This is a genomic window from Arthrobacter sp. Z5-13 (assembly GCF_056499105.1).
Genome location: NZ_CP096460.1, coordinates 3,894,380 through 3,918,789, shown reverse-complemented (window position 1 = coordinate 3,918,789; position 24,410 = coordinate 3,894,380). Strand labels below are relative to the sequence as shown.

At 60.6% G+C, this 24,410-nt stretch carries 22 protein-coding genes; 15 read left to right on the top strand and 7 right to left on the bottom strand.

Translation table 11 applies throughout. The features are described 5' to 3' along the window. Positions 1 to 166 precede the first annotated feature (166 nt). A complete protein-coding gene (locus M1E02_RS18210) occupies positions 167 to 586 on the bottom strand; it encodes a response regulator transcription factor (RefSeq protein ID WP_479375591.1) in 420 nt (139 codons plus the stop codon). Between the two features lie 276 nt (positions 587 to 862). On the opposite strand from M1E02_RS18210, the gene M1E02_RS18205 reads away from it, so the two are divergent. Then, positions 863 to 1,093, top strand: coding sequence for a hypothetical protein (locus M1E02_RS18205; protein ID WP_479375590.1), 231 nt, complete (start codon positions 863 to 865; stop codon positions 1,091 to 1,093). A gap of 355 nt (positions 1,094 to 1,448) precedes the next feature. On the opposite strand, the gene M1E02_RS18200 is transcribed toward M1E02_RS18205, so the two are convergent. Then, positions 1,449 to 2,318: an Lrp/AsnC family transcriptional regulator gene (locus tag M1E02_RS18200; RefSeq protein ID WP_479375589.1), complete on the bottom strand. Its 870-nt coding sequence runs from the start codon at positions 2,316 to 2,318 to the stop codon at positions 1,449 to 1,451. Between the two features lie 221 nt (positions 2,319 to 2,539). On the opposite strand from M1E02_RS18200, the gene M1E02_RS18195 reads away from it, so the two are divergent. The 11 genes from M1E02_RS18195 to M1E02_RS18145 all read left to right on the top strand — a co-directional run bounded on the left by M1E02_RS18195 (position 2,540) and on the right by M1E02_RS18145 (position 12,977). Then, positions 2,540 to 3,385, top strand: coding sequence for a transporter substrate-binding domain-containing protein (locus M1E02_RS18195; RefSeq protein ID WP_479375588.1), 846 nt, complete (start codon positions 2,540 to 2,542; stop codon positions 3,383 to 3,385). Next, entirely contained in the window at positions 3,385 to 4,119 is a 735-nt protein-coding gene (locus tag M1E02_RS18190) for an amino acid ABC transporter permease (RefSeq protein ID WP_479375587.1), read from the top strand. The genes M1E02_RS18195 and M1E02_RS18190 overlap by 1 nt, the downstream gene beginning before the upstream one ends. Next, a complete protein-coding gene (locus M1E02_RS18185) occupies positions 4,119 to 4,907 on the top strand; it encodes an amino acid ABC transporter ATP-binding protein (protein WP_479375586.1) in 789 nt (262 codons plus the stop codon). The genes M1E02_RS18190 and M1E02_RS18185 overlap by 1 nt, the downstream gene beginning before the upstream one ends. Positions 4,908 to 4,909: 2 nt before the next feature. Next, positions 4,910 to 5,680: an MBL fold metallo-hydrolase gene (locus M1E02_RS18180; protein ID WP_479375585.1), complete on the top strand. Its 771-nt coding sequence runs from the start codon at positions 4,910 to 4,912 to the stop codon at positions 5,678 to 5,680. 612 nt (positions 5,681 to 6,292) lie between these two features. Further along, positions 6,293 to 6,556, top strand: coding sequence for a hypothetical protein (locus M1E02_RS18175; RefSeq protein WP_479375584.1), 264 nt, complete (start codon positions 6,293 to 6,295; stop codon positions 6,554 to 6,556). 273 nt (positions 6,557 to 6,829) lie between these two features. Then, positions 6,830 to 7,210 (top strand): hypothetical protein, encoded by a 381-nt coding sequence (locus M1E02_RS18170; protein ID WP_479375583.1) that lies wholly within the window; start codon positions 6,830 to 6,832, stop codon positions 7,208 to 7,210. Positions 7,211 to 7,380: 170 nt separating this feature from the next. Next, positions 7,381 to 7,923: a GNAT family N-acetyltransferase gene (locus tag M1E02_RS18165; RefSeq protein WP_479375582.1), complete on the top strand. Its 543-nt coding sequence runs from the start codon at positions 7,381 to 7,383 to the stop codon at positions 7,921 to 7,923. A 510-nt stretch (positions 7,924 to 8,433) separates the two neighbouring features. Further along, positions 8,434 to 9,222 (top strand): class I SAM-dependent methyltransferase, encoded by a 789-nt coding sequence (locus M1E02_RS18160; protein WP_479375581.1) that lies wholly within the window; start codon positions 8,434 to 8,436, stop codon positions 9,220 to 9,222. A gap of 551 nt (positions 9,223 to 9,773) precedes the next feature. Continuing rightward, complete coding sequence (locus tag M1E02_RS18155; protein ID WP_479375580.1) at positions 9,774 to 10,262, top strand: MarR family winged helix-turn-helix transcriptional regulator; 489 nt, start codon at positions 9,774 to 9,776, stop codon at positions 10,260 to 10,262. An 89-nt stretch (positions 10,263 to 10,351) separates the two neighbouring features. Further along, on the top strand, positions 10,352 to 11,860 hold the full coding sequence (locus M1E02_RS18150) for an aldehyde dehydrogenase family protein (protein WP_479375579.1): 1,509 nt from the start codon (positions 10,352 to 10,354) through the stop codon (positions 11,858 to 11,860). A 10-nt stretch (positions 11,861 to 11,870) separates the two neighbouring features. Next, positions 11,871 to 12,977, top strand: a complete 1,107-nt coding sequence (locus tag M1E02_RS18145) for an NAD(P)-dependent alcohol dehydrogenase (protein ID WP_479375578.1) — start codon at positions 11,871 to 11,873, stop codon at positions 12,975 to 12,977. A gap of 58 nt (positions 12,978 to 13,035) precedes the next feature. Here M1E02_RS18145 and M1E02_RS18140 read toward each other — a convergent pair whose 3' ends face one another. After that, positions 13,036 to 17,292, bottom strand: a complete 4,257-nt coding sequence (locus M1E02_RS18140) for a putative Ig domain-containing protein (protein ID WP_479375577.1) — start codon at positions 17,290 to 17,292, stop codon at positions 13,036 to 13,038. A gap of 225 nt (positions 17,293 to 17,517) precedes the next feature. Between M1E02_RS18140 and M1E02_RS18135 the strand changes: the two genes are divergently transcribed. Beyond that, entirely contained in the window at positions 17,518 to 18,591 is a 1,074-nt protein-coding gene (locus M1E02_RS18135) for a LacI family DNA-binding transcriptional regulator (protein ID WP_479375576.1), read from the top strand. A gap of 60 nt (positions 18,592 to 18,651) precedes the next feature. Here M1E02_RS18135 and M1E02_RS18130 read toward each other — a convergent pair whose 3' ends face one another. Next, positions 18,652 to 19,155: a MarR family winged helix-turn-helix transcriptional regulator gene (locus M1E02_RS18130; protein ID WP_479375575.1), complete on the bottom strand. Its 504-nt coding sequence runs from the start codon at positions 19,153 to 19,155 to the stop codon at positions 18,652 to 18,654. Between the two features lie 207 nt (positions 19,156 to 19,362). Between M1E02_RS18130 and M1E02_RS18125 the strand changes: the two genes are divergently transcribed. Then, a complete protein-coding gene (locus tag M1E02_RS18125) occupies positions 19,363 to 20,496 on the top strand; it encodes an acyl-CoA dehydrogenase family protein (protein ID WP_479375574.1) in 1,134 nt (377 codons plus the stop codon). 79 nt (positions 20,497 to 20,575) lie between these two features. Next, positions 20,576 to 20,896 carry a DUF6221 family protein gene (locus tag M1E02_RS18120; RefSeq protein ID WP_479375573.1) on the top strand — a complete coding sequence of 107 codons (321 nt, stop codon included), beginning with the start codon at positions 20,576 to 20,578 and terminating at the stop codon, positions 20,894 to 20,896. Here M1E02_RS18120 and M1E02_RS18115 read toward each other — a convergent pair. Genes M1E02_RS18115 through M1E02_RS18105 form a run of 3 tightly spaced genes read right to left on the bottom strand, consistent with a single transcriptional unit; the run spans position 20,869 to position 24,404 of the window. Beyond that, positions 20,869 to 22,641 (bottom strand): ATP-binding cassette domain-containing protein, encoded by a 1,773-nt coding sequence (locus M1E02_RS18115; protein WP_479375572.1) that lies wholly within the window; start codon positions 22,639 to 22,641, stop codon positions 20,869 to 20,871. The genes M1E02_RS18120 and M1E02_RS18115 overlap by 28 nt on opposite strands. Then, entirely contained in the window at positions 22,634 to 23,470 is an 837-nt protein-coding gene (locus tag M1E02_RS18110) for an ABC transporter permease (protein WP_479375571.1), read from the bottom strand. Before M1E02_RS18110 ends, M1E02_RS18115 begins: the two co-directional genes overlap by 8 nt. Further along, on the bottom strand, positions 23,463 to 24,404 hold the full coding sequence (locus tag M1E02_RS18105) for an ABC transporter permease (RefSeq protein WP_479375570.1): 942 nt from the start codon (positions 24,402 to 24,404) through the stop codon (positions 23,463 to 23,465). The genes M1E02_RS18110 and M1E02_RS18105 overlap by 8 nt, the downstream gene beginning before the upstream one ends. Between the last annotated feature and the right edge of the window lie 6 nt (positions 24,405 to 24,410).

Below are 24,410 nucleotides of genomic sequence, written 5' to 3'. Positions count from 1 at the left end.
CCATCGCGGTGGAGGGCGCCCATCGCTTGGACTGGAGGGTCGGCGCTGCTCATCCGGACTCAGTACTCCTAACGCTCGAAGAAATGGGCTATCCAGTGGATTGGCTACGCCGCTTCTGACGCACGAAGTGGCGGATGCCGAATATGTGTGGAGGTGATCCTTGGTGTTATGAGGCTTGTTCAGTGAGGGTTTCGCCCTGGGTTTTTATTGCCTTGGGTTGCTCTTGCGGGCTCAGTTGGTTGATGAGCTTGCGGAGCAGGGCAGCACGGAAGGGTTTGACCAGGTAAGCGTCTGCACCTGCGGCCATCCGCTGATCTTCGTCGGCGGCCCGGGCTTTTGTGGTGATCATTAGGACAGGGGCGGCCGAGGTGGTCTTGAAGCTCTGTACGAGCTCGGAGCCGTCGACATCCGGAGGGCCAAGGTCCAAGGCAATCAGGGCCAGATCCATCGTCTGGGCTGCCCGTACTCCCTCGGTGGCGGTGGCGAAGGTGTACACGTCGAAGCCTTGACCGGTGAGGATCAGGGCCAGAAGTTCCCTCACGTCATGGTCGTCTTCGATGACCAGGCACTTGCCGCGTGATTTCATGAGCTTCCCCCAAGCTGATTGTTCCGCCCGAGTCTACGGTGATTCGGAACGAACACTGAAGAAAGCCAAGACAGAATCTGGAAAAGATCGGGCGCTCCTTGCTGGGAGCCGTCCGGCATCATGCTGGTGACGAAAGCCAGGCGCGATCATTCCCGTGGGGTCGCTGGCCCAGGAGGCACGTTGTTACGGCGGCTGTCCTGACCGTTTTGGCAGGACATTCCTTTGTGCTCATACTATGTTCAACGCCTCCGGCGTTCCCGAACAGAGAGCGTCCCCATGAATGATGAGAATCGCCGCCGGATCCAGGTAGCAGCCGCACATAAAGAGTCTGCGGAGTTCGCCCTGGATCAGGCAGGTGTGGATTTGGCCCAGGCGGCGGCAGCAGCACTTGAACAAGGTGCCAAGATCGACGCCGTTGCCGCAGTTGCGGAAGTTCCAGTGTCAGAAATTCTTTCAGTGCTCGAGAACTCGGAAGGCCATGTTCCGAGTAACCTAATTGACCCCTAAGTATGCTTACTAATAAAGTTGGACAATCGGTGTAAATCATGGGTGGGATTTACCCGGTTGTGGCCTCTGGTTACCGGGCCGCTGAGGGGAGCTTGGCAGGATTATGGGGAGGGCGGTCCTTGGGGGTCGCCCTTCCCTCTGCTTCTGCGAGGCCAGTACAGGGTAGGCGGCGGCAGCCCCAATGGCTTGGGCATCGCCCGTGCGGGCAGTACCCATAACGGTTGTCCCGTTTGTGCCGCTTCCGCGCTCGCTTCCCATGTGCAAGGCAATGGAGCGACGTCACTGCTCTTTTGTGCGGTGCAGCATCCAGTGGGTGCAATTCACGTCATCTTGTGATTGGGATGGGGCATGGCTTCTAGTGCTCTTCTTTGATGACTTTGAGATGAATCCAAGACTCGATGTTCAGAACCTCTGGGAGTGCCCTGATTTGGTCGACTGCCCTGAGTACGGAGTGCGCGTCGGATCCGTGGATGGTTGCGATGACGTCATGCTGGCCGATGCTCGATGCCAGGAATGTAAATCCTGGGATTTCTTCAAGTGAGCTTGAAAGGTCCAGCGCTGTGCCTGTGATCCGGATGCCAAGTCCCATACGGGTAACGCGTTCCTGGGAGGAAGGACGCCAGGTGAGGCCTACTTTGACGATTCCGCTGTCCAGGATGCGCATGACGCGTGTCCTTGCGGTTCCGGTTGATACGCCCAGCGTTGAGGCCATGGTTGCGTAGCTGGTTCGTCCATCCTGTCGGAGCATCTCGATGAGGGCGAGGTCGAGTTGGTCGAGAACCGGGTTCTTTATGGGGGCCGGATGCAGGATGTCGATAAGCAGTTCGGTGTAGATGCTGGTGCGCATGTATGTCACTCCGGTGACCCCACGTACGTCGTCGATGCAGCTTTGGAGTTCTTCGTGGTTTTTGGCACGAATTTCAGCGATCAAAGACATTAAGCCGGCGGTGATGGAGACGAAAGGCACCCGAGGGTCTTGAGCGATCTGTTCGGCCAGATCGTGGACCGGAACGGCTGCATCGATGGAGACATGGGCCATGACAGGAAGCCCAACAACAGCAGGGTGTGCCAAGCCTATGACGCGGACTCCGGATTCGGTCAGGAGCGCGTTCAAACGTCGGGCAGCCGAGACGCGGCTAACGCCCAGTGTGTTGGCGAGCTCGGTCAGGGTGATTCGTCCGTTCCGCAGCAGCTCACCCAGTATTTGCTCGTCGATTTCATCCATGAGTCATCACTTATTTTTTTCGTTACAGAACTTTTTTCGGTCCATCCCAAGTACTAGATCGTTAGAAAGGCGAGGAGAGATAAGTCGCATAGTAACCAAGTATCACACAATCGTTTACATATCATTAGGAGTAGCCTATCTATCTAACTTTTTGTCAATCAGGGGTCCTATTATGTGAGGAGTGCCACATCGATGGCCTTGTTCTATGCGAAGGATTGGTCATGATGAAAGTTTTTCTGAGCTCGGCAGTTGTACTGACTGCGGCCCTAATGTTGAGCGGATGTGCCGGAGGCGCCGACGCTTCCGCCCCGGAGTCAGCCAACGGCCCCAAGGGGCTCCTGAAAGCCGGTGAGTTCAGCGTATGCATGACGCCGCAATACAAGCCCCTGGAATTTTACAAAGACGGCAACACGGGCAGCCAGCCGATTGGGTTTGATGCCGATTCAGCAGTTGCCCTAGCGGAGTCATGGGGTGTGAAAGCTAAATTCTCCGATGTCGCATTCGACGGCTTGATGCCGGCCCTGCAAGCCAGCCGCTGCGATGTGGTCTGGTCCGGCCTCTACGTTAATGACGCGCGGCAGCAGGTTGCCGATGCTGTCCCGTATCTGAAGACGGGTTCGGTCATCATTGCCCCCCAGGGCTCGAACATCAAGAGCGTGGATGACTTGGCCGGAAAGACGATTGCCGTTCTCGCCGGCGGAGCATACGAGGCGAACCTCAAGGACCTGTCGGCCACCTTGAAGAGTAAAGGGTTAGAAGACCTGGTCCAACAGTCGTACCCGCAGAACACCCAAACCACGGCTGCGGTGATGAACGGAAAGGCCGATGCACTCATTGATACCGACGTTTCAGTCGGTGAAATCGCAGAAAAGACCGGCGGGAAACTGCAAGCCGTTCCCGGCATCTTCGAAACAGAGGCTGTCTTCGGCGTGTACGCCAAGAAGGGCTCGGCCCTGACAGAGGAGATCCGAAGCGGACTGAAGAAGCTGGTCGAAGAAGGCAAACTCGCCGAGATCGCAAAGACCTACGGATTGGATCCTGCCCGGCTCACTGATGCGGGCAAATAATGGATTTTGACCAGAACATATTCCTCCAGGCCCTGATTTCCAAAGAATTCCTGACCGGTGCCGCTTTGGCGCTTGAACTTGCAATAGTTTCACAAATAGCGGCAGCGTTGATCGGACTCGGCGTTGCCCTGGCCGGAATCTCTAAAAAGAAGACCCTGCGCAGCCTGGCATGGGCCTATGTTTGGTTCTTCCGCTCCGTTCCGACGCTCTTGTTGCTTCTCATTGTCTGGAACGCAGCACCCCAGATCATTCCGGCGCTCCGGGACAGCTGGTACTCGCCCTTCTTAGCAGGGTTCATTGGGCTTTCCGTGGTTGAAGGTGCCTTCATGGCAGAGATACTCCGTTCGGCGCTGCTCAGCGTCGACAGCGGACAGAAACTCGCCGCAAGGGCCTTGGGGCTGACCCCAGCACAGACCTTCCTCAGGGTAGAGCTTCCCCAAGCTATAAAGGTCGCGCTGCCGCCCACTGGCAACGAGTTCATCGGGATGATCAAGTACACGTCCTTGGCCTCCGTTATCTCACTTCAGGAATTGATGACCACGGCGCAGGTGCAAGTAGCGACCACCTTCCGCTACGCCGAGTACTACACCGCTGCGCTCGTCTACTACCTCGTTATCGTCAGTGCCGTCATGGCATTGCAGCACCAAGTTGAAAAACGATACCGGTGGGTCTCCAAACCAGATAGGTCCCAGGTCTGGTCCAAGCCTGTGCCTTCGACGCTGAAAGGACTCTGATGTCCAAGACACTCACAAATGCGCGTCCATCAATGACCACGACTGTGCTTGAGGTCAGGAACCTTCACAAAAAATATGGAACCCAGGAAGTCCTTAAAGGCGTGAATTTCTCCGTAGCCCCCGGCGAAGTAAAAGTTGTTCTGGGCCGTTCTGGATCCGGGAAGTCAACGATGCTCCGGTTGATGGCACTGTTGGAACCCCTCGATGCCGGGGAAGTCATATTCAAAGGCAACCGCATTGGCGTCGACACCAGGAACCGCCCTGCACGTGAACGGACCTTGGCCCGTCAGCGGTCCGAGATCGGCATGGTGTTTCAACGCTTCAACCTCTTCGCCCACCTCACCGTTCTACAAAACGTCACTTTGGCCCAGCGCCTGAGCAGAAATGTTCACGCCGCAGAAGCAAAAGACAAGGCCGCCCAAATCCTCAATCGAGTCGGCTTGGGTTCCCACCTGCGCCATTACCCCAGCGAACTTTCCGGTGGGCAGCAGCAACGGGTCGCAATCGCCCGGGCACTGGTTCTGAACCCGTCGGTGATGCTTTTCGACGAACCAACATCAGCCCTGGACCCGGAATTGGTCAACGACGTCCTGGAAGTAATGGAAAAACTCGCCGCTGACGGAATGACCATGGTTGTGGTAACTCACGAAATGCAGTTTGCGCGGAGAGTGGGAACCGAAGTAGCGCTTTTTGACCAAGGCGTCCTCGTGGAACAGGCACCCCCTGAGGAGTTCTTCAAGAACCCGCAACACCAGCGGACACGGGACTTCCTCAGGCACATCCATTGAGCATGGAAGCGGAAACCATGGAATCCCGCCCCTCACTGGGATGGTACGCCGTCGAAGAAGTACTCCCTGGGCTGACTAAAATCACAGAACCCCACGTCCACCCGATGCTCCAGTCCAATATCTGGTGGATACGGGGCCAGATGAGGGACGTGGTCATTGACGCGGGCTTGGGTATTGTCCCGCTTCGGCAGGAGATACCCCGGATGTTTGAACGGGATCCTCTCCTCATCCTTACCCACACCCATCTGGACCATGTGGGAGGCGCACACGAGTTCGACGACATCGCGGTCCAAGTCGCCGAAGCCAACGCGCTGATCAATCCAGGACCGGTTTCCCTTCACACACGCGCCCTCTACGGCATCCTCGGAATCGAGGTACCTGAGGGTGAGGCGGACTCCATGCTGCGAAGATTCCCATACCCCGACTACGACCCCGGCCTCTATCACGTCCGTCGGGCCACCCCACAGCGGCTCCTCCAGGATGGAGATGTCATTGACACCCTCGGAACCCCGTTGGAGGTCATCGGAACACCAGGACACTCTCCTGGAAGCATCTGTGTCTACGACCCGCAACGGAAATGGCTCTTTACAGGAGACACGGTATATGAGGGCAATCTGTTGGACACCATAAGAGGAGCCAGCCAGGCTGACTACCGGCAAACCATGGAGCGGCTCTCTCATTTGGAAGTCACCGCTGTCTTCGCGGGCCACGGACCTGAGTTCGGCCTCCAAGCGATGAAAAACATTGCGACCGACTACCTGGCACGCCTGTAGCGCTGGAAAGGACGTGATTGGTGTGTCGTCCACCCAGGACACGGAAAGAGCTTCAACGCGGTAAGAATGGTCGAACTGATCAATTCTTACCTTCAAAGCAGAGCTCCCAGCTGACCCTCGACCAGACCTAACGACTACTAAGGGCTACCAGGGAGTTCCAATAATCATCACAATAGAAGCCGACCGCTACTTCCACATCACGGGGCTCACCACCTCAGAGATCGAGGACGACATCAGTAGCGCCGTCAGTTTGGCCCACGCTCACTCAAAAACGGATGGCTGGGAAGGGGTGCTTGTGACCCGGCACGAACCCGGGATATACACCGCGAACCTGAGCAGCGAAATCCCTTATGGCGTCACCATGGAACGAGACCTGGATAGTAGAACCAAGCTCTCCCACGAAGTGCAGAAATAGGCGAAGGGTTATCCCGCCAAGGGTGTCCCAGTTCCAAGGAAATGGGACGTGCATGTCGTAGGAGGATTTCACTCCGTCCATGCACTGACGGAGCAACCAGTGTGGTTCTCCATAGCGATGAGATTCTTCCGAAAAGCGACAACCGTCCTTGGCGTGTCGGCGGAATCTGACCGACCTACTCCTGGGCCGGGCTGCCCGTGCGCCGCATCCCCAGGATCCGGCGCTGGTGGATCCGCCATGGCGAGATCGCCATGGTCGGTGTAGTCCTCAGTCTCGGACTGACCGCTTATGGCTATCTCATGGGAAACGAGGTAACCGTAGTGGATCCGGAGATTTCGGCTCCCATCACTCTGTATTCACCTGCGTGGGCCTACTCCCTGCCCGGCTGGTTCATGCTCTCGTTCTTCGCAACGCACATCTGGATCCCTCCACGTTGGAAAAAGCAAACAGTCACGCCATAATCGCAGCGTCGCCCGAATCTCGGGCCATCCATCCCAGTTCCAAGGAAGTGGAGCACTGCCTGCCTTCATGAACGACAGGGAAAGGGAAATCAACGATCTTGTCATATATTATGACAATTCTGTAACGAAGCATTCTGAAACTGGGATTGCCGTGGAATCGAGATGAGTTCCTCGATTACCTTGAGAGCGGCTTCGCGGTGTGATCGCCAACATATTCTTTGGGGCGGGTGTGATGCGACTAATTTACAAAAATTTGGGGAAAGGTATTACGACATGCGTAAATCACGATTGGCTCTTTCCGGTGCTGCAGCCGCTGGCGCTATTGCAATCTCAATGCTGGCAACAGCGCCGATTGCATCCGCCAGCGCAGGGGCGTCGGTGACCGGGTCCTACGCCTACTACAACTCATCCACCAACGTCCTATCGAGCCAGGACACCCGCGTGGACGGCATCTCATCTGTAGCGCAGCTCAGGTATGTTTCGAATGGGAATACCTACATTGCGACGCTGACCAACAGCAACGGAAGCGGCACCCAGAGTCAAGCGCAAGGCAGCGGTCTGAGTGGCACAGTTTACGTCCGGGCATGCCTCAATAACCGAAGCGAGGGCACCGGCATCTACGGTTGCTCAGGTTGGGTCGCCACGGCCGCTTAGGAACGCAGCAAAGGACAGGACGCGTTTGGGTGCCTGCAGTCACGGGCGCCCGACGCGTCCTGTTCTTTGTCGGTCAACGGAAGGGTTGCCCATTCGTGCTTCCGGTTCCAAGGAAGTGGAACACCTAAACGACGTACTCGTTCCTTTGGAGGGGACGCTAAGGTGTTTCGATGGTGGCAAAGGCACAAACCCTGACCGGGAAAGTTCACATCAGGCTGATGAATTCCCTGGATGCCGATCTACTGTCGAGTGCCTACGAGCTCAATAGAGAGCATCTGGCTCCATGGGAGCCGGCACGCTCTGAGGATTTTTTCACCCCGGCAGGCCAGGCCGCAGTCATTGCGGCAAAGCTCGATCTCTATGCAGCAGATTCGGAGGTCCCTTGGGTCCTGCTCGCTGCGGGCCGAATCATCGGGACCCTGACCCTGTCCGGCATCGTCCGTGGCCCCTTCCTTAGCGCCCATGTTGGATACTGGGTAGACGGAGGGCACAACGGTCGGGGAATTGCCTCAGCTGCCGTTGCCTTCGCCGCCGAAACGGCAAAGCAAGATTTGCACCTCCATCGCCTGCAAGCTGCGACTCTCAAGCACAACCAAGCGTCCCAGAAAGCGCTAAAACGTTCACGCTTTGAAGAGATAGGCTTCGCCCCGGCCTACTTGAAGATTGCGGGCAGCTGGCAGGATCACCTGTTGTACCAACGCATCCTCTACTGACGAGGACCGCCATATCGGCACCAGGTTGTCACCGGCAGTCCCTTGGCGACATTAGTCGTTGGATAGTGCCGTTGTAGGCCAAGTAGCCTGTTGGGGTGGTTGGAGATGAGCATGAACTTTCAGGTGGAAATGCGTCCGGAAGCGTTGTGCGCGTAGGCGGCACGGTACGAAAGCCCTGGCTGAAGCATTCCGCGGCCGTGCAGAGCTATCTCACTGCACTCTGCTCAGCTGGCGTGGAGGTTCCCCGGCCTCTGGGCTAAAGCCTTGCCGGATGCGATGGCGCCTACGTCCTCAAGAACCATGCGGTCTGGGAACGAGCCTTGGCATAGCCACGCCGGGCATCGAGAACTAGTGATAATCCGCCCCCGCCTACGCAGCGCATGTGCTGGCCGACACGGCGTTCAGGCGATCGAGGACTAACCAGGTGTTGGGAGGCGTCCCAGTTCCAAGAAAGTGGGACCACGCTCGGTGGCGCAGTCGAAATGGGTTGCCTTGTGGTGGACTGTGAGGGTGACCCAACCAAGCGCTGTAAACGGCACCTCATCCCCGGACATTTCTCCCGCATCTGCCAGTGGGGCCTTGTTTTATGACCGTCCTGGCGTGGCCGGGAGGTACGGAGTTCATCGCCACGGTGGAGTTTCCAGCCCGAATTTCGTGATGGAGGAGCCGGCGCTGCTTGCTGAGCTCGGGGACGTAGCAGGGTTAGATGTCCTGGATCTTGGTTGCGGAGACGCAGCACTGGGGGCAATGCTTCTGCAACAGGGATGCACCAGTTATCTGGGTATTGATGGTTCCCAGGAGATGGCTACGCGGGCCGGGGTGACACTCCAGGACACTCGGGGGACAGTGGCCGTTCAGAACATGGAGGAGCTCTCGCTTCCTGCCGGGAGCGTTGATCTCGTGGTCTCGCGACTGGCCCTGCACTATCTTGAGGACCTGGACGCTGTCCTGTCCGCCTGCCATGACGTATTGCGTCCGGGTGGAAGGCTCTGCTTTTCAGTTCTTCACCCCGTTATTACCTCATCTGAGGCGCAGCCATCTCCCGGACCGCGTGGGAGTTGGACCGTTGATGACTACTTCTCCAGTGGAGCCCGGGAGCGCCTGTGGATGGGTGACACCGTAACCTGGTTCCACCGGACGGTCGAACAGTATGTGGGCGGGATTACTGGTGCTGGATTCAACGTGACCTCCCTGCGGGAGTGCGCACCGGAACCCAGCCGATTCGGCGGAGACGAAGCCGAGTTGGCCCGCAGGCGCCGTGTTCCGTTGTTCCTGCTCCTGTCAGCCCAAACAACCTGACTGCGGCCAAGCCCAAGGTGTCGACCCAGGCGAGGGTGAAGGCCCCCGACGGTAGGTCCTTAATAAGGCTTGTTCCCTGAAGTTTTCGTCCTTGGAAGTATGGGTTTTCCGCCCTTGCATGCCCGATCTCGACGTCGTTACCACCAACCGTCAGATTCGTGTGTACACCCTCCTGCACCATTTCCGTGCGGTCCTGCACAACCTGGACGCACCGGGCAGCCTTGATTCCCGTGGTGGTTGGGGCCCGGAGTGGCAGATTTCTCTTGACGTATCGGAGCGTCCGCCGTATTGTCATCCACAGGTTCCCTGATTATCAGTAATCCTGATGATCAGCTCTCGTACATGGCAGTTGCGGCGCAATTTTGCGGCTGCCTCCCTCCGTTTCAATGTCGAAAACCTGGGTGTTCCTATGAACAGCAAGTTCTGCTCCCGCCGTCGGATCTTCCGTCCGTATCATTGCCGGCTTCGCCCGGAGACCCAGCACAGCACTGTGGCACCATTGGCGAACAGGCAGTCGCTGGCGCCATGTGGCAAGGCCAGGGGCTGATCCAATGGCCGGAGTCACCTCCAGCGCAGCACCGAAATCCGAGGCGTCAGCGGCAAACGCCTCCTCGGACATCACCATGCTGTACCTCATCAAGCAACTGGAACTGGCCGTCAGGTCCCGGCTGGACGACGTCGTGTCCGCCCATGGCCTGACCACCCAGCAGTACACAGCCCTTACCGTGCTTGAGCGCCATCCCGGCCTGACATCCGCGGAACTGGCACGGAATTCATTTGTGCGATCCCAGACCATGGCGCAGATGATCACAGTCCTTGACGAGCGGGGCTTCCTTGCACGCCACCGCGACCCTGATAGCAAACGGCAGTACCTGTTGTCGCTGACTCCCGAAGGCCAGGGTGCGTTGGACGCGCTTCGTGAGGAGGTGGCGGCAATTGAGCGCCAGATGGTGGCCGATCTTGACGACGACGACCGTTCCACCTTGCGCCGTGCGCTGCGATCCTGCCGGCTTGCGCTCGGCGGCGTCCACGCGCATTAGCGGCAACCTTCAATCCCTTTTTCAGCACGAACCTCTTCAACCGGAGCAAAGCTGCTCCCGACACCGCGAATCAGAGACAGGACCCAGCAATGACTGTTCAGGAATCACAAACCCTTGCCGCTCCGGCACCAAATGAACCGGTTTCCCTGCCGGAGATTGTGGCCAATGGCAGGCTCTTCATCAATGGTGCCTGGCAGGAATCCGCCGGCGGCGCCCGGACATCAGTACTGAACCCCGGCACCGGGCAGGAAGTCGCCACCGTAGCCTCAGCCGTTATTGCTGACATTGACGCAGCAGTCGCCGCCGCCAGAGCTTCGGTCAATGACGGCAGATGGTCCCGACTGAGTGGCCGCGAGCGCTCCCGCGTTCTCAACAAGGCCGCAGCAATTATCCGCGAGCGGGCTGAAGAGCTTGCCCTGGTGGAAAGCACCGATGTAGGAAAGCCGATCACGTTCGCCCGGGTGGTGGACGTTGCCACGGCGGCTGACCAGTACGAGTATGTTGCGGCAATGGCCCAGCAGTTGGACGGTTCTGTTCGGGAAACCCCGCTCGCTGCCCACGCCTTCACGAAGCGGGAGCCCCTGGGGGTGGTTGCAGCCATCACGCCTTTCAACTTCCCGCTGATCCTTTCCAGTACGAAGATTGCGGCTGCCTTGGCTGCCGGTAACAGCGTGGTTCACAAACCCGCCAGCGATACACCGCTGAGTGCGCTCCTGATGGCTGAAATCCTCACAGAGGCCGGTGTCCCTGCCGGCGTCTTCAATGTGGTCACTGGCTCCGGTGGTGCCCTGGGGGATCACTTGGTGGCGCATCCTGATGTCAACAAGGTGGCCTTCACCGGTTCCACTGAGATCGGAAGCCATGTCGCTGCGCTTGCAGGTGCCAGCCTGAAGCCTGTGACAGCCGAACTGGGCGGTAACGCGGCAAATATTCTCTTTGCCGATGCTGACCTGGAGAAGGCGATCGGCACAGTGATTGGGGCCTTTATTTTCAACTCGGGACAATTCTGCATGGGCGGCCCCCGCCTGCTGGTGGAGCGGCCCATTTACGAGACGGTGCTGGGCATCCTCAGGGACGCCGTGGCGGGAGTGCCGGTGGGCGATCCTACAGATCCGGCCACCGTCATGGGCCCGCTGGCAAGCCGGAAGCAGCTGGACAAGGTGGCCGAGTATGTGGAGGGTGCCAAGGCGGCCGGAGGCCAAGTGATTGTTGGCGGTGAAGCGCTGGACCTGAACGGGGGCTTCTTCTATAAGCCCACGGTGATAGCCGGGCTTGAAAACGACGCCGCAGCCGTGCAAGAGGAAGTGTTCGGCCCGGTCCTGACCGTCCAGCCCTTTGACACTGAAGAAGAGGCCATCCAGCTGGCCAACAGCACGCAGTACGGACTGGCGTCGGGCGTGCAGACCTCGAGTATCTCCCGGGCTCACCGGGTGTCAGCTCAACTGGAAGCCGGAATCGTCTGGGTGAACGCCTGGGCCCTGCTGGATCCGGCCGTGCCTTTTGGCGGCGTCAAGAATTCAGGATGGGGCCGGGAATACGGGCCGGAATCCCTCGAGTCCTATTGCCGGACCAAGTCCGTCGTCATCGCAACCGACTAGGGAGTTCAGCATGACCGTAACAACCGAAGCCGCTGTTATCGAAGCCCCGGATGCCGAATTCACCTTCCAGTCCGTACAGCTTGATGCGCTGCGCCCTGAGGAAGTCCGACTGGAAATTAAGGCAGCAGGCTTATGCCACACCGACATTTCGGTGGCAGGAGGAGGTTTGCCTTTTCCTCTCCCTGGTGTCCTGGGACATGAAGGGGTTGGGATTGTCACCGGAGTGGGCTCCGCCGTCACGAGGGTAAAGCCGGGCGACACAGCTGTGCTTTCCTTTACGTCCTGCGGGCGATGCAGCAACTGCAGGGGAGGCCATCCGGCGTACTGCGATACTTGGCTGCCGGATAACCTGCTGGGGGGAGTGAGGGCCGATGGCTCCTCCACTATTTCCCGTGGCGGGCAACCGCTGGGTGGCCGCTTCTTCGGTCAATCCTCGTTTGCCAGGGCTGTTATCGCGGACGAACGAAGTGTAGTCAAGATCAACACCACACTTCCGCTGGAACACATCGCCCCTCTTGCCTGCGGCGTGCAGACCGGTGCCGGCGCTGTTTGGAATGTCATCCGGCCGGCCCCAGGCTCCAGTCTTGTGGTTTTTGGAGCCGGGACTGTTGGGCTGGCGGCCGTTATGGCCGCGGCCCTGACCCCTGCAACAATCATCATCGCCGTTGACCGTGTTGCTTCCCGCTTGGAGTTGGCCCTTGAACTTGGTGCCACGCACGTTATTGACGCCTCGGTGGTCAGCGACGTCGCGGAGGCCATCCACAAGATTACCGGTGGCGGCGCCCACTCAGCCATCGAGGCTACGGGAAACACCAGGGTTCTTGAACAGGCCATTGGTGCCACCCGGGCGAGGGGACACATTGTGGTGATCGGAGCTCCTGCGTTCGGGGCTACTGTTGCCGTGGACGTGAACTTCATGATGCCCGGGCGCCGCATTGAGGGAGTGACTCTGGGTGACAGCGAGATTGAAACCCTGATTCCGTCCATCATCACCCTGATGGAATCGGGGAGGTTTCCCGTGGAACGGTTGGTGCGGACCTATCGCCTGGAAGAGATCAACCAGGCTGTGGCAGACACTAAATCCGGAACCGTGATCAAACCGGTCCTGCTGACCTGAAATGACCAAGACCCCCAAGCGCAAAAATGCGCTTGGGGGTCTTGGTTTAGGGCTGTTGCTAGGCCGCAGTCAGTCCTTTGATCGCCTGGGCGAGTTTGTCTGCCGCTTGATCGACTTCCTCTTGGGTGGCTCCCTTGTTCCCGTTGACCGCCGTCGCTTCGTCTCGCGCGGCGACGAGGCCCGCCCATGAGCCTGCAGTCCAGCCTGCCTCGCTCAGTGCCTTCGCGTCATCCAGGTAGACAGCCAGTCCCGACTTGTCGATGGCTTTGACGATGAACTGGAGCTCGGCCACGTTGCAGAAGCCGTTGCCGCCATTGATGCGTAGAGCCCCGTAGTGCACAGGCTCGGGCAGGGTGATGGTATTCCAGCCGCGGACCGGGGTTCCGGTGCTCGCGAACTGCGTCCACGTGGCGCCGCCGTCGTTGGAACCCTGGATTCCCATGCCGGTGGCCCGCAACACCGCGTTGTCCCGCGGGAAGTACTTCACGCCAACCACCGTGTACGCGCTCCCGTCGGCGGGGAGCACGGTGTTGGTGCAGGACTTCGTGGTGGTGTCGGTGTACGTCCCGGTGTTCCCGTCGAACATGCGCCAGCCGTTCGCCGCCGCGCTCGTCACGCCGTCAGCAGTCGCGGTGTTCGCCGCGACCCAAGACTGGTCGAACGTCGCGGGCGCCTCGGTCGCCAAGGGGATCAGGAGGGCCCAGGCGTTGACGAGTCGCTGTGCGAGCGCCTGCTCGTCCGCGTCCTGCTTGGTGAGTGCCTCGCGGACCGCCGCGACCTCGCGGGGGAACAGGAGCTTCGAGCCGCGGGTGTAAGTGCTCAGATCCACGGCATCGGCGCGCTGAAGGAGCGGATCGATGCTGTACACGGACTTACCGAAGAGCCGGAGTTCGGCGATGTAGATGGGCGCTTTATTCGTGACCCGCAGGTAGCGGTAGCTGCCGGCGTCGGTCGCGTCGAAGTTCTGCCATGAGAGCGTCTTGTACGACGCGTCGGCTACGGTCGTCCAGGTGTTCAGGTCGTTTGAACCTTGGAGCACCTGGTCGTTCATACGGCGCACGCCTTCGGGGTCCTGGCGTGCAAGGTAGTCGAAGCGATCCACGCTCACCTGCCTGCCGGCGCCGAAGTCCCAGATGAGGTAGTACTGGCCATCGAGGGCGGGCACGTCGCTGAACGTAGCGGGTTTGCCGTCAAGCATGTTCGCCGAGTGCGTGGCCTTCGACGGATCGGCCGAACCATCCACCTTGACCACTTGGGCGTCGGCGAGATCAATCAGGTTACGTTCGTCCGTGCCGTACAGTGCAGTGCCGTCCGTAGAGCCGTGGATGGTCGCAGCTGTCCTTCCGTCCTTAGTGGTGTGGTCTATCACGAGATCGAGGCGGCCGCCGCCGGTGAGGTCGCCGAGCGTTCCTGTAGCCGTCCACGACAGTGAGTCCCCGCTGGTAGCTGCGAGCTGCTGTCCGCCGACACTGACTGCGACATTGCTTACGGGCTTCGCGCTGGTGAACGTCACGTTGACGTTGCCACCGGCCGTTATCCTGCTCGCCAGTGCATCCGGTGAGGCCACAGAGACGTCGGTGATGTCCCCTGGGACTTCTGAGCGGTCGCCGAAGACGTGGAACTCGCCGAAGGACCAGATGCCCGGGTAATCGGGGTCGATAGGCGGTGCCGGCTGGTCCATCTGGAGTTTCAGGTAGCGGAACTCCTTGCCGCGGTGCTCGGCTTTGACGGGGATGGTCTCCATGTCGTTGGTGTCGCCGCTCTGCCGCTCGGTGAGGAGGGCCCAGGTGATGCCGTCGTTCGAGCCGTACACGTTGGTACCCTGTGAGCGCATCGGGAACGAGAAGCGGGCCTGGATGCCGAACTTCTCGGCAGCGACGCGGTACCGGGTCCCGAAGTCAAGTGTGAACGACGCGACGCGCAGGTCGCCGGAGTGGCTGTGGCTGTTCCCATCGGCGAGGGCGCGCGCCGCGTCCGCGGTGATGCTGATGGGCGTAATGGCGCCGCGGTAGTCAAGAGATCCGTCCGTCAGGCGCGGGTTGAGAAGTTTGAGCCCCTCGATCGCGCCGAGCAGCGCCTCGAAGGCGGTGCGGAACTCAGCATCGGTGCCATTCTCGGACCTGTCCCTTGCAGCGGCCAACGCGGCCTGGTAGGGCTCGTTGGAGACCGTGGTGTAGACCGCACCCTCCTCGGTGCCGGCTGCGACGGCGGCGTCAATCATCTTGGGACGGTTCTTGGCCACCACAAACTCGAAGGTCCGTGCAGTGACGGCTTGGCCGTCGTCGGCCACGATCTGGACCTTGTGTAGGCCCGTGTCGCGGTCAGTGGGCTTCCAAGTGATCTTGCCGGTCGCGGAATCCAGTACCGCCCCATTGGGAAGGTTGCCTGAGGTGTAGGCGGGGGCGCCGCCGGCATCGGTGGCGCCGAGTTCAAAGGTGGAGGTAGCGTCCGGCCACAGGTAGTACAGCCCCCGGGCCTGCTCAAAGGCGGGCGGGGTGAGCTGCGTCTGGGCGTTGAACATGAGGGTATCCATGTCCACCTTGGTGCCGTCGCCGGTCACCCGGTAGAAGTGGGTGTTGGGGCCGGCTGCGGGATAGGTGATGTACCGCCACTGGCCTTTGGTGTCAGGCAGTTCGATCCTCGTCATGACGCCCGGCTCGGGTTCGAGCTTGTTGCGGGGGTCCCGCTCCTCCTTGTCGAGCACCTCGATGGTGGCGGGGCCATCGGTCCGCACGAGCACGCCCATCTTGCTATTCCCGGGGTACATCACGCGGCTGACAACGCTCACGGTGCCGTCCGCATCCGCGGTAGCGCGGGCAAATGTCCGGTCGCCTTCGGTAACGATCTTAGTGCCCTCATCCAGCGCGATGCCGTAGTGGCCGAAAGTGACAGTAGTGTCCTCCACGGGGGTCGGCTTGGTCCCGGCGATCGCCGGCGGGAACGCCACCCAGTACTCGATGCTCTTGTCACCTGCGCTCCAGAAGTTGTTGACGCCGGTGCCGTTGTAGTAAAGGGGGCCGTCCATACGCTCGTGGAGCAGGGCAACGTTCGGAGCCTCGGCATCGACGTCGACTCCCTCGACGTACTTGTACTGGTAGTACAACTCGTTGAGGGCGTTGAACATCCGGCCGCGGTAGGCCGGGGAGATCGTCCCGCCGGTACCGCGGTCGTCGATGTACTTTGTGGGCTGGCCCATCATGTAGCCGTCGAAGACGTCCGCGCCTTCGAGGAGCCGGTTGTCGAGGAACTTGTAAGCGGTGACGGCGTTGTCAGCTTTGGAGACGGTGCCGTTTTTGGGGTCCACTTTGGTGCCCTGGACGTGGAGGAAGCGCGCCATCGCAGCAAAGTTGTCGAGGTTGCATTCGCCGTGGGCCTGGTCGCGGCCCATCTCGCGCATCTGGACGAAGTCCTCGCCATAGGGGTTGGCGGGGTCGTCGGCTTTGATGAGCGGGATCTGTTGCGCGAGGCCGCCGCTGGTGTAGTTCACGAACTCGGAGTTCACGGTAAACCATTCGACGCCCTTGGCATAGGCATCGGCGTCGTCGGCATAGATCGCGGTGGCGATGCGGCCGTAGAGCCCGAAGTTGTGCTGGTTCATCCACCGCTCGGGCGAGTAGAGGAACGTTTTGACAAGCGGATTCGCGAAGTTGTTCAGCAGACGCTTGTCGTCCTCGGCGCTCCACACCACGTTGTAGCCGTCCTGGGTGCCCGGGGTGTCGTCGGCTACCGGGTCGGTGGCACGGATGATCTCGGCAGCCATAAGGAACTGGGAGAGCGGCTTGCCGGTGTGGATGTGCGCGTCGGGGAAATACTTGAAGCCATCGGGGTTCATGCTCGCCCAGGTGCGCAGCGCCTGGATCGCGTTCTTGCGGTGGACCTCATTGCCGGTCATGACCCACATAAGAGATTGAGTGAGTGTGCCGAAGGAGTCGTTGGTCTCCCTGCCCCGCAGGCCCCCGTGGTTGAAGTTCGGGTCGAGCGCGACATCTGGTTGGGCGGCGGACTTGGAGTTGGCCGCCCGGTAAGTCTTGGACGCGGCACCGGTGGCCGTCATGGCCTTGAAGTAGGAGGCCCACGGTTCCTGGCCGGAGCGCACCATCGCCTGCGCGTTGCGCAGGTCATCGGCCGATAGGCCCACGCCGGGGTGGACGAATCCGGCGTCGCTGACCGTCTCGTTGATCGTGACCACATGGTTGGTGAGCAGGGTGTCGTACTCGGCGGCCCTCGCTGGGGACGCCATCACGAACATGCCTGCCACGATCGCCAATATGGCGGTCAAGGCAGGCAGCTGTGATCGTTTTCGGGCTTGCGTCATTGCATATTCCTTCCCGGAACTTGGCATGGTGGCGACTGTTCAGGGAGGCCGCATCTCACGCCGGAAAACTAGGATAACGTTATCCTGAATGGTAGGTTAGCGGTCGCGGAGCCGAGAATCAAGGGTTCAGAAGTGATTGGGAAGGACTGCGACGCTCACGGGAGTGGGCATCAGTGCGGAAGCAGAGCCTCCACAGCGCCGCCTGCCACTGCCCTAGACTGGATAATGTTTGCAGAAGAAATTGGGGGAGAGTTGAGCTTGCGCCCGGATAAACCGCCTACGCTTGCCGACGTTGCCCGCCTCGCGGGAGTGTCGGTGCCCACTGCATCCCGTTCGCTTAACGGCGGAGTCCGGGGAGCAGAGAGTGGCTCCCCGGAGCTTAAGCGCCGCGTAGAGGATGCGGCGAGGGCGCTGGGATACTCCGTGAACCCCGCCGCCCAGGCCACCAAGGATGGGCGCGCACGCAGCGTAGCCTTGCTGGTGGGCAACATCGAGGACTTCGGATCCGCAACCATTATTTCGGGAGTGATGCACGCTGCTGAGAAGCGGGGCGTCTCCGTTGCCGTCCGCACTACTCTGGACGATCCGCTCCGCGAGTTGGAGTTACTCACAGCACTGCGGGGGGAGCGGCACCGTGCGCTGGTGGTTGCCACCGGACGCACGACGGACGAGCCTCGTGAACGGGCGCTGGAAGCGCGGCTCCGAACCCTCGCGGAGCACGGTACCCGCGTAGTAATCGTCGGCGACAGCTCTCTGGACTTTCCGTCGGTCACGGTGGATAACCACCAGGCAGCGCGCCTTCTGGCGGATTCCTTGGCCAAGTCAGGCAAGAAGCGCTTCGCGATCCTCTCTGCGCCGCCGGTCCAGATCACTTCCAGAGACCGGGTGGAGGGGTTTCTCGAGGGGCTCTCGGCTCACGGAATCTCCGTTGGGCAGGACGACATTATCTTTCGCACCTTCTCGCGGGACGGTGGATTCGATGCGATCGATCAGCTCGCCAACCGGGCCGCGGAGTTCGATGTCATCGCCGCCATGAGCGACGCGATGGCCGTTGGGGCCATCGCACGGCTCCGCGAACTCGGCCTCGAGTCCCCACGGGACGTTGAGGTCACGGGCTTCGACCAGATCCCGATGCTCGGGGACGTACTTCCCGGCTTCAGCACGGTGGAGGTGCCGCTCAAAGCATTTGGCGAAGCGGCGCTTTCGTTAGCAGTGGACGACGACGATCCCGGCGCGAGCACCCACATCGCCTTGCGCGCGACCCCCATTGTGCACGGTAAGCCGGTGCGCCGCCGATAGGGGACAGGTAGGCTCGCGCTGCGCAAAAGCAGAAGCGGGCTCCTGTGAAGGGGAGTCCTGTCAGGTGAAATCGCCTGCGTTCTTCCGAAACTCACTGAGGATCCTGATCAGCTGCTCCACATCCTGGTCAGCGAATCCCGACTGGGCGAATACCTCAGTGTTCAGCGCCGCCGTCGCACTCTTGGCAAGCGTCCGCCCCTCAGAGGTGAGCTCTATCAGGGTGGTCCGGCCGTCAGTTGGGTGTGCGGACCGCACCACCAGTCCTGCGGCCTGCAGGCGGTCGACGGCGTTTGTCACGGAGGTGGGATGGACCTGCAGGAGTGCGCTGGCTTTGTTCATGGGAAGTGCCCCGCTGCGTGTGAAACTCAGCAGTGCCAGAAGTTCGTAACGGGCGAACGTCAGGCCGAACGGTTTGAGGACGGCCTCGATCCGTCCCAGCAAAATCTGCTGGGTGCGCATGATGGCGGTGACGGCTGCCATGGGGGCTGCAACATTTCCCCAACCGTGGCCTTCCCAGTTGCGCTGGGCATCCGCGATGGGGTCACGGGGAAGAGGAGTTCCCACCGTTCCTCCTTAGCCTTGCCCGGCCGGGGCGTCTGCTCAGCCTAGTGATCCACATCACTGTGCAATATACTAGGACATCCAAGGGTTTGGAAGAGCGAAGGGGCCGGGGGACGGGTGCAGCCATCAGGACGTCATGACAGACCGGACGCTGACCCGCCAGCAACAGCCGGGATCCCTGCCCTCCCACCTTTTCCGGACGCCGATTTGATGTACATTGCGGAGCTCCTGCCCGCCGCCGAGCGGTCCCGCTATCTGGAAGTCAGGGAGTTCCTGCAGTCCCGGATCCGCGCGGCTTCCATTGATTACTGGAACCGGGAGGAATTCCCTTTCACGCTCGTCGCAGAGATGGGGAAATACGGCTTGGGGGGCCTCCAAACGGACGGCAGTTCCCAGCTGTTCAAGGGCATGATGTACGTCGAGGTGGCCCGTGCTGACGTGTCTCTCTCGGCGTTGGTGGGGATTCACAACGAGCTCATCGTGGGAATGATCGATCAGCTCGGCTCTACCGAGCAAAAGAGGCAATGGCTGCCAGGCCTCACCGCCTTCACCCAGCTGGGCGCCTTTGCCCTGACCGAACCCGATCATGGCTCGGACATCGCAGGCGGACTGGAAACCAGTGCGCGGAGGGAAGGCGAGGAGTGGGTGATTAACGGCGCCAAACGGTGGATCGGCGCCGGCACCATCGCTGATTTCGCATTGGTCTGGGCACGGGACGTCGAAGACAGCCAGATCAAGGGCTTCATTGTTGAAACTGACCGCCCAGGCTACTCCGCCACGAAAATCAGCAACAAAATCGGCCTCCGGATCATGCAGAACGCGGACATCACGCTCTCGGAGGTCCGGATACCCACGGCCAACCTGCTCCCCGGCGCCACGGACTTCTCAAAAGCCAACAGCCTCCTGCGGGATTCGCGCGCCTGGGTGGGCTGGCAAGGTGCAGGAATCCAGTTGGCCGCGTTCGACGTCGGGCGTTCCTATTCATTGCAACGCAAGCAGTTCGGAAGGGAACTGGCGCGCTTTCAGCTCATCCAGCAGCAGCTGGCCGACATGCTGGGCAACGCCACTGCTTCCCTTGCCCTGATGGTCCAGATCGCGCGGATCCAGGCCGAGGGAAAATTGGAGATGGCACAGGCTGCGATGGCCAAAGCCACCACCACCCGGCTGGCCCGGTCCACGGTAGCCAAGGGGAGATCCATGCTGGGCGGCAACGGAATCAGCAGCGATTTTGAAATGGCCAAGTTGTTCGGAGACGCTGAGGTTCTCTACACCTATGAAGGCAGCTACGAAATCAACTCGCTGATTGTAGGGCGGGCCGTCACCGGGAAATCCGCCTTCACCTGATCCTTGCCGGGTTGCGGTGGCCAAAGACTGCTGCCCTGCATCCCGCTACTCTTTGTTCCGGCGCGGGTAGGCTCTGCCTATGGACGTTGTGGAGTTCCTGCTCGAACGGATCAAGGAAGATGAGAAGGCCGCGCAAAAACTCCTGGGAGACCGCTCCATCTCCCAATCCGGCCGATGGTACGAGCACCGGCTGCTGCGCGAATGTGAAGCAAAACGGCGTCTCATCGCTGTCATCGAATCGGCCCGGCAGGCGAGCCTGACCCGGATTGTGGCCTCTTCGCCGGGGGAGACAGCCGGGATGACCGAAGCAATAGCCTGGACTGCCCTGGCCCTCCACGCCCTTGCCTTCCCCTACTCGGACCACCCTGATTTTCAGGAGGGCTGGCGGCTGACGGAGTAGCTGTCAGGGCTGCTCATGGTTACTTCAGCCGGGATAAATTTGGCGAGGGGCGAGGGTCGCACCGTGCGGCTCAAGAGTTCGCAGACGGGGAGCGCAGCCGAAACCAGGGCCTGGCTGTGTGCATGTTGCGGCCGCGTAAAGAACTCTCCGGTTTCGGCGACCTCCACGAGCCGGCCCTTGAACAGCACGGCCACCCGGTCACTCATATAGCGGATGACGTCCATGTCGTGGCTGATCAGGACAAGGGAGAGGCCCTTGTCCCGATGCAGGCGCAAGAGCAGGTTCAGGACCATCCGCTGGGTCAGGGCGTCCAACGCGGAGGTCGCCTCATCACAGATCAGGATTGAGGGCTCCAGGAGAAGCGCCCGGGCAATGGTGAGCCTCTGGAGCTGGCCTCCCGAACATTGGCCAGGGAGCCGGTCCAGCAGGATGGGGTCCAGCCCCACCTCCTCCATGGCCTGAAGGATGCGTGCGGAACGGTGCTCCTTGCTCAGGTCCTTGCGCTGGAGCAGCGGTGCTTCCAGGCTGGTCTGCAGGCGCATCCGTGGATCAAAAGAGTCATGCGGTTCCTGGAATACGAGCTGGACCGGGGAATGCTGACCGGCTCTGCGGGCATCCTGATTACCGGGACCCTGGGCATGATCCTGGAGATCAAGGCTGATTTTTCCGCTGTCGATGTTTTCCAGGCCGATGATTGATCTGGCCAAGGTGCTCTTCCCTGAACCGGATTGCCCCAGGACGCCCAAGATTTCACCCTGTCCAAGGCCAAGGGAAATATCACTTAACGCTGGCTGGTTTCCGCGTTTGTTTGCCCTTTTCTTGGCCGCGAAGTCCTTGCTGACGTGGTTGAGGCTCAGCACCTCCCGGCGCCTCTGAACCCCGTGTTCCGGAACTCCGACCCCCTCAACCCCGAGCACCTGACCCGGCTGGCCCTGAACGGGCTGGCCCTGCCGCGAGCTGTTCCCCTCCGGGGCAAGGCTTGCGGCCTCCAGCAGGCGTTTGGTGTAGGGGGACCGGGGGTAATTCAGGACCTCCTGCGCCGGGCCCGATTCAACAATCGAGCCGGTCTCCATCACCAGGACCCTATCGGCAAACTGCGCCACCGTGCGGATGTTGTGGGTGATGTAGAGAATCCCAAGTCCACGTTCCCGGCGCTCCCGGTCAAGCAACTCAAGGATCTGAACCTCAAGCATCTTGTCCAGAGCTGAGGTGGGTTCATCCGCCAGCAGGATGTCCGGCGCACCGGCCAGCGCAAGGGCCGTCATGGCCCGTTGAGCCATCCCACCGGAGAGCTGATGCGCTTTGGCCTGGGCACCAAGGTGGGGTTCGTCGAAGCCCACTTCAGTAAGCAGTTCCAGCACTTTAGCGTCGGCAGCTTTTCCCTGCAGCCCGCAATGGCGCTTGAGTGGCTCCTTCAAATGGCTGGCTATTGACTTGCGTGGATTGAACATGCGTTTGGGCTGTTGATACAACATCCCGATGCCTCCACCGCGAACGTTGTTCAGTACGCCCTCGTCCGCCGTCGTCAACTCGTGGGAACCTAGGCGGATGCTCCCCGATTGGAGTCGCACGTTCGGCGGCAACAGCTGAAGGATGGACATGGCCGTCATCGTTTTCCCGCAGCCGGACCCGCCAACCAGGGCCACGAATTCTCCCGGATTTACGGACAGGCTGACACCGGCCAGTATGGAACGCGTTTCGTCTGTGCCGGTATGGAGAGCTTCTATAACGAGTTTCTCAGACATCCTTCACCGTCCCGGTCGGAATGAGCAGCCGGCTGCCGGCCATCTGGGAGATACGTTGGCCGGTCAGCGTCACGCACAATGCAACAGTAAAGATTGCGAGCCCCGGAGCCAGGATCGCCAGGGGAGCCCTCTCGGAATATGGCTGTGCTGCGGCGAGCATGGAACCCCAGTCCGATTGCGGCGGCTGGACACCGAGGCCCAGATAAGAAAGAGCGCCGACGCTGATCAGCAGTTGACCGAAGCGCAGCGTTGCCTGGCCCAGTAAAGGCCCAGCAAGGTGCGGAAGAATATGGCGGAAAATAATGAACGACGGCGAGCATCCCACCACCTTGGCTGCCTCCACGAAACCTTCCGCGGAGATGTCATAGGCGAGCGTTCTGGCAAGCCGGGCGAAGGGGGTCCAGCCGGTTATCGTCAGAGCAAGTAGGAGGGAAGGAAAACCTGTGCCCATCGCGGCCACGATGAACAGGGCTATCACCATTTCGGGAAGCGCCAGGAGGACGTCGTTGGTGCGGGTGAAGAACTCGTCGAACCACCCCCGGCGGCGAGCGCTGATCACGCCAATTGCCGTTCCAAGGAGGCCGGTCAGCAGGGTGGCCAATCCCGCTATCGACATGGAGAACCGCCCGCCGTCCAGCAGGCGGCTGAATGTATCCCGGCCAAGGTGGTCAGTCCCCAGCCAGTTATTGAGGCTGGGCGCACTCAGGCGCAAGGCCAGGTTCTGCTGCGCAGGGGGATGCGGCATGAGCCAAGGGGAGAAGGTCACGGCCAGGACAATAATGGCAAGGATCACGACGGCGGCCCAGCCTGCCGTTTGTTTCCTAGCCAAGACGTCCACCCAGCCTCGGGTTCAGGAGCTGATGCACGAAGTCGGCGATTGTTGTTATCAGCACAGCCAACGCAACGACCACCACCACGCCTCCTTGGGCAAGGGGAATATCACTGTTGAGGACAGCGTCGTAGAGGAGCCTGCCCATGCCCGGAACCGCGAAGATCACTTCAACGATCACCGATCCGCCCAGCAGCCCGGCAAACCACACAGCAAATAATGTGGTCAGCGGCAGCAGGCCATTGGGAATAACGTGCCTCAGGACTGCTTGCGGATAACTCAATCCACGGCTTCGGGCGGCGTTGACGTGGTCAGCTGCCAAGGCGTCGATCATGCCTGAACGGGTTGCAGAGGTGAAATAGCTGATCGGACGCAGGGCCAGGGTGGCAACGGGCAGGACCATGGAGGCCGGACCTGTCCATCCGGCCGAGGGCAGCAGGGCCAGGCGGAGTGCGAAGACCAGGACCAGCAAGGGAGCCAGCCAGTACTCGGGCATTGCAATAAAGGATTGAGTGACGGTAGTGATGATCTTGTCAGTCGGGCGCCCTTCCCGCAGGGCGGCCGTGATCCCCAGAGGCAAGGAAATCAACACTGCAGCGCCAAGGGCCAGGATTACCAGGCTTACCGTCACGGCGAGGGCAGGCAGCACTTGTTCCACTACAGGGGTCCGGCTGATGTGGGACAGGCCCATGTCCCCCGTGCAAAAGCGGGCCAGCCAACGAAAGTACTGCACGGGCAGTGGATCCTGTAGCCCAAGACTGTTGCTCAACGCCTGGACCGAGGAGTCGTCTACCACGTCGCCCGCAACCCGTGTCCGAATGATCTTGCGTACAGGATCGCCGGGGGTCACGTACGGCACCATGAAAACCGCGATGGACGCCAGCAGGACGGCGACCACAAGGGCCGCCGTCCGCCTGGCGATAAAGGAGATCATGGGTTT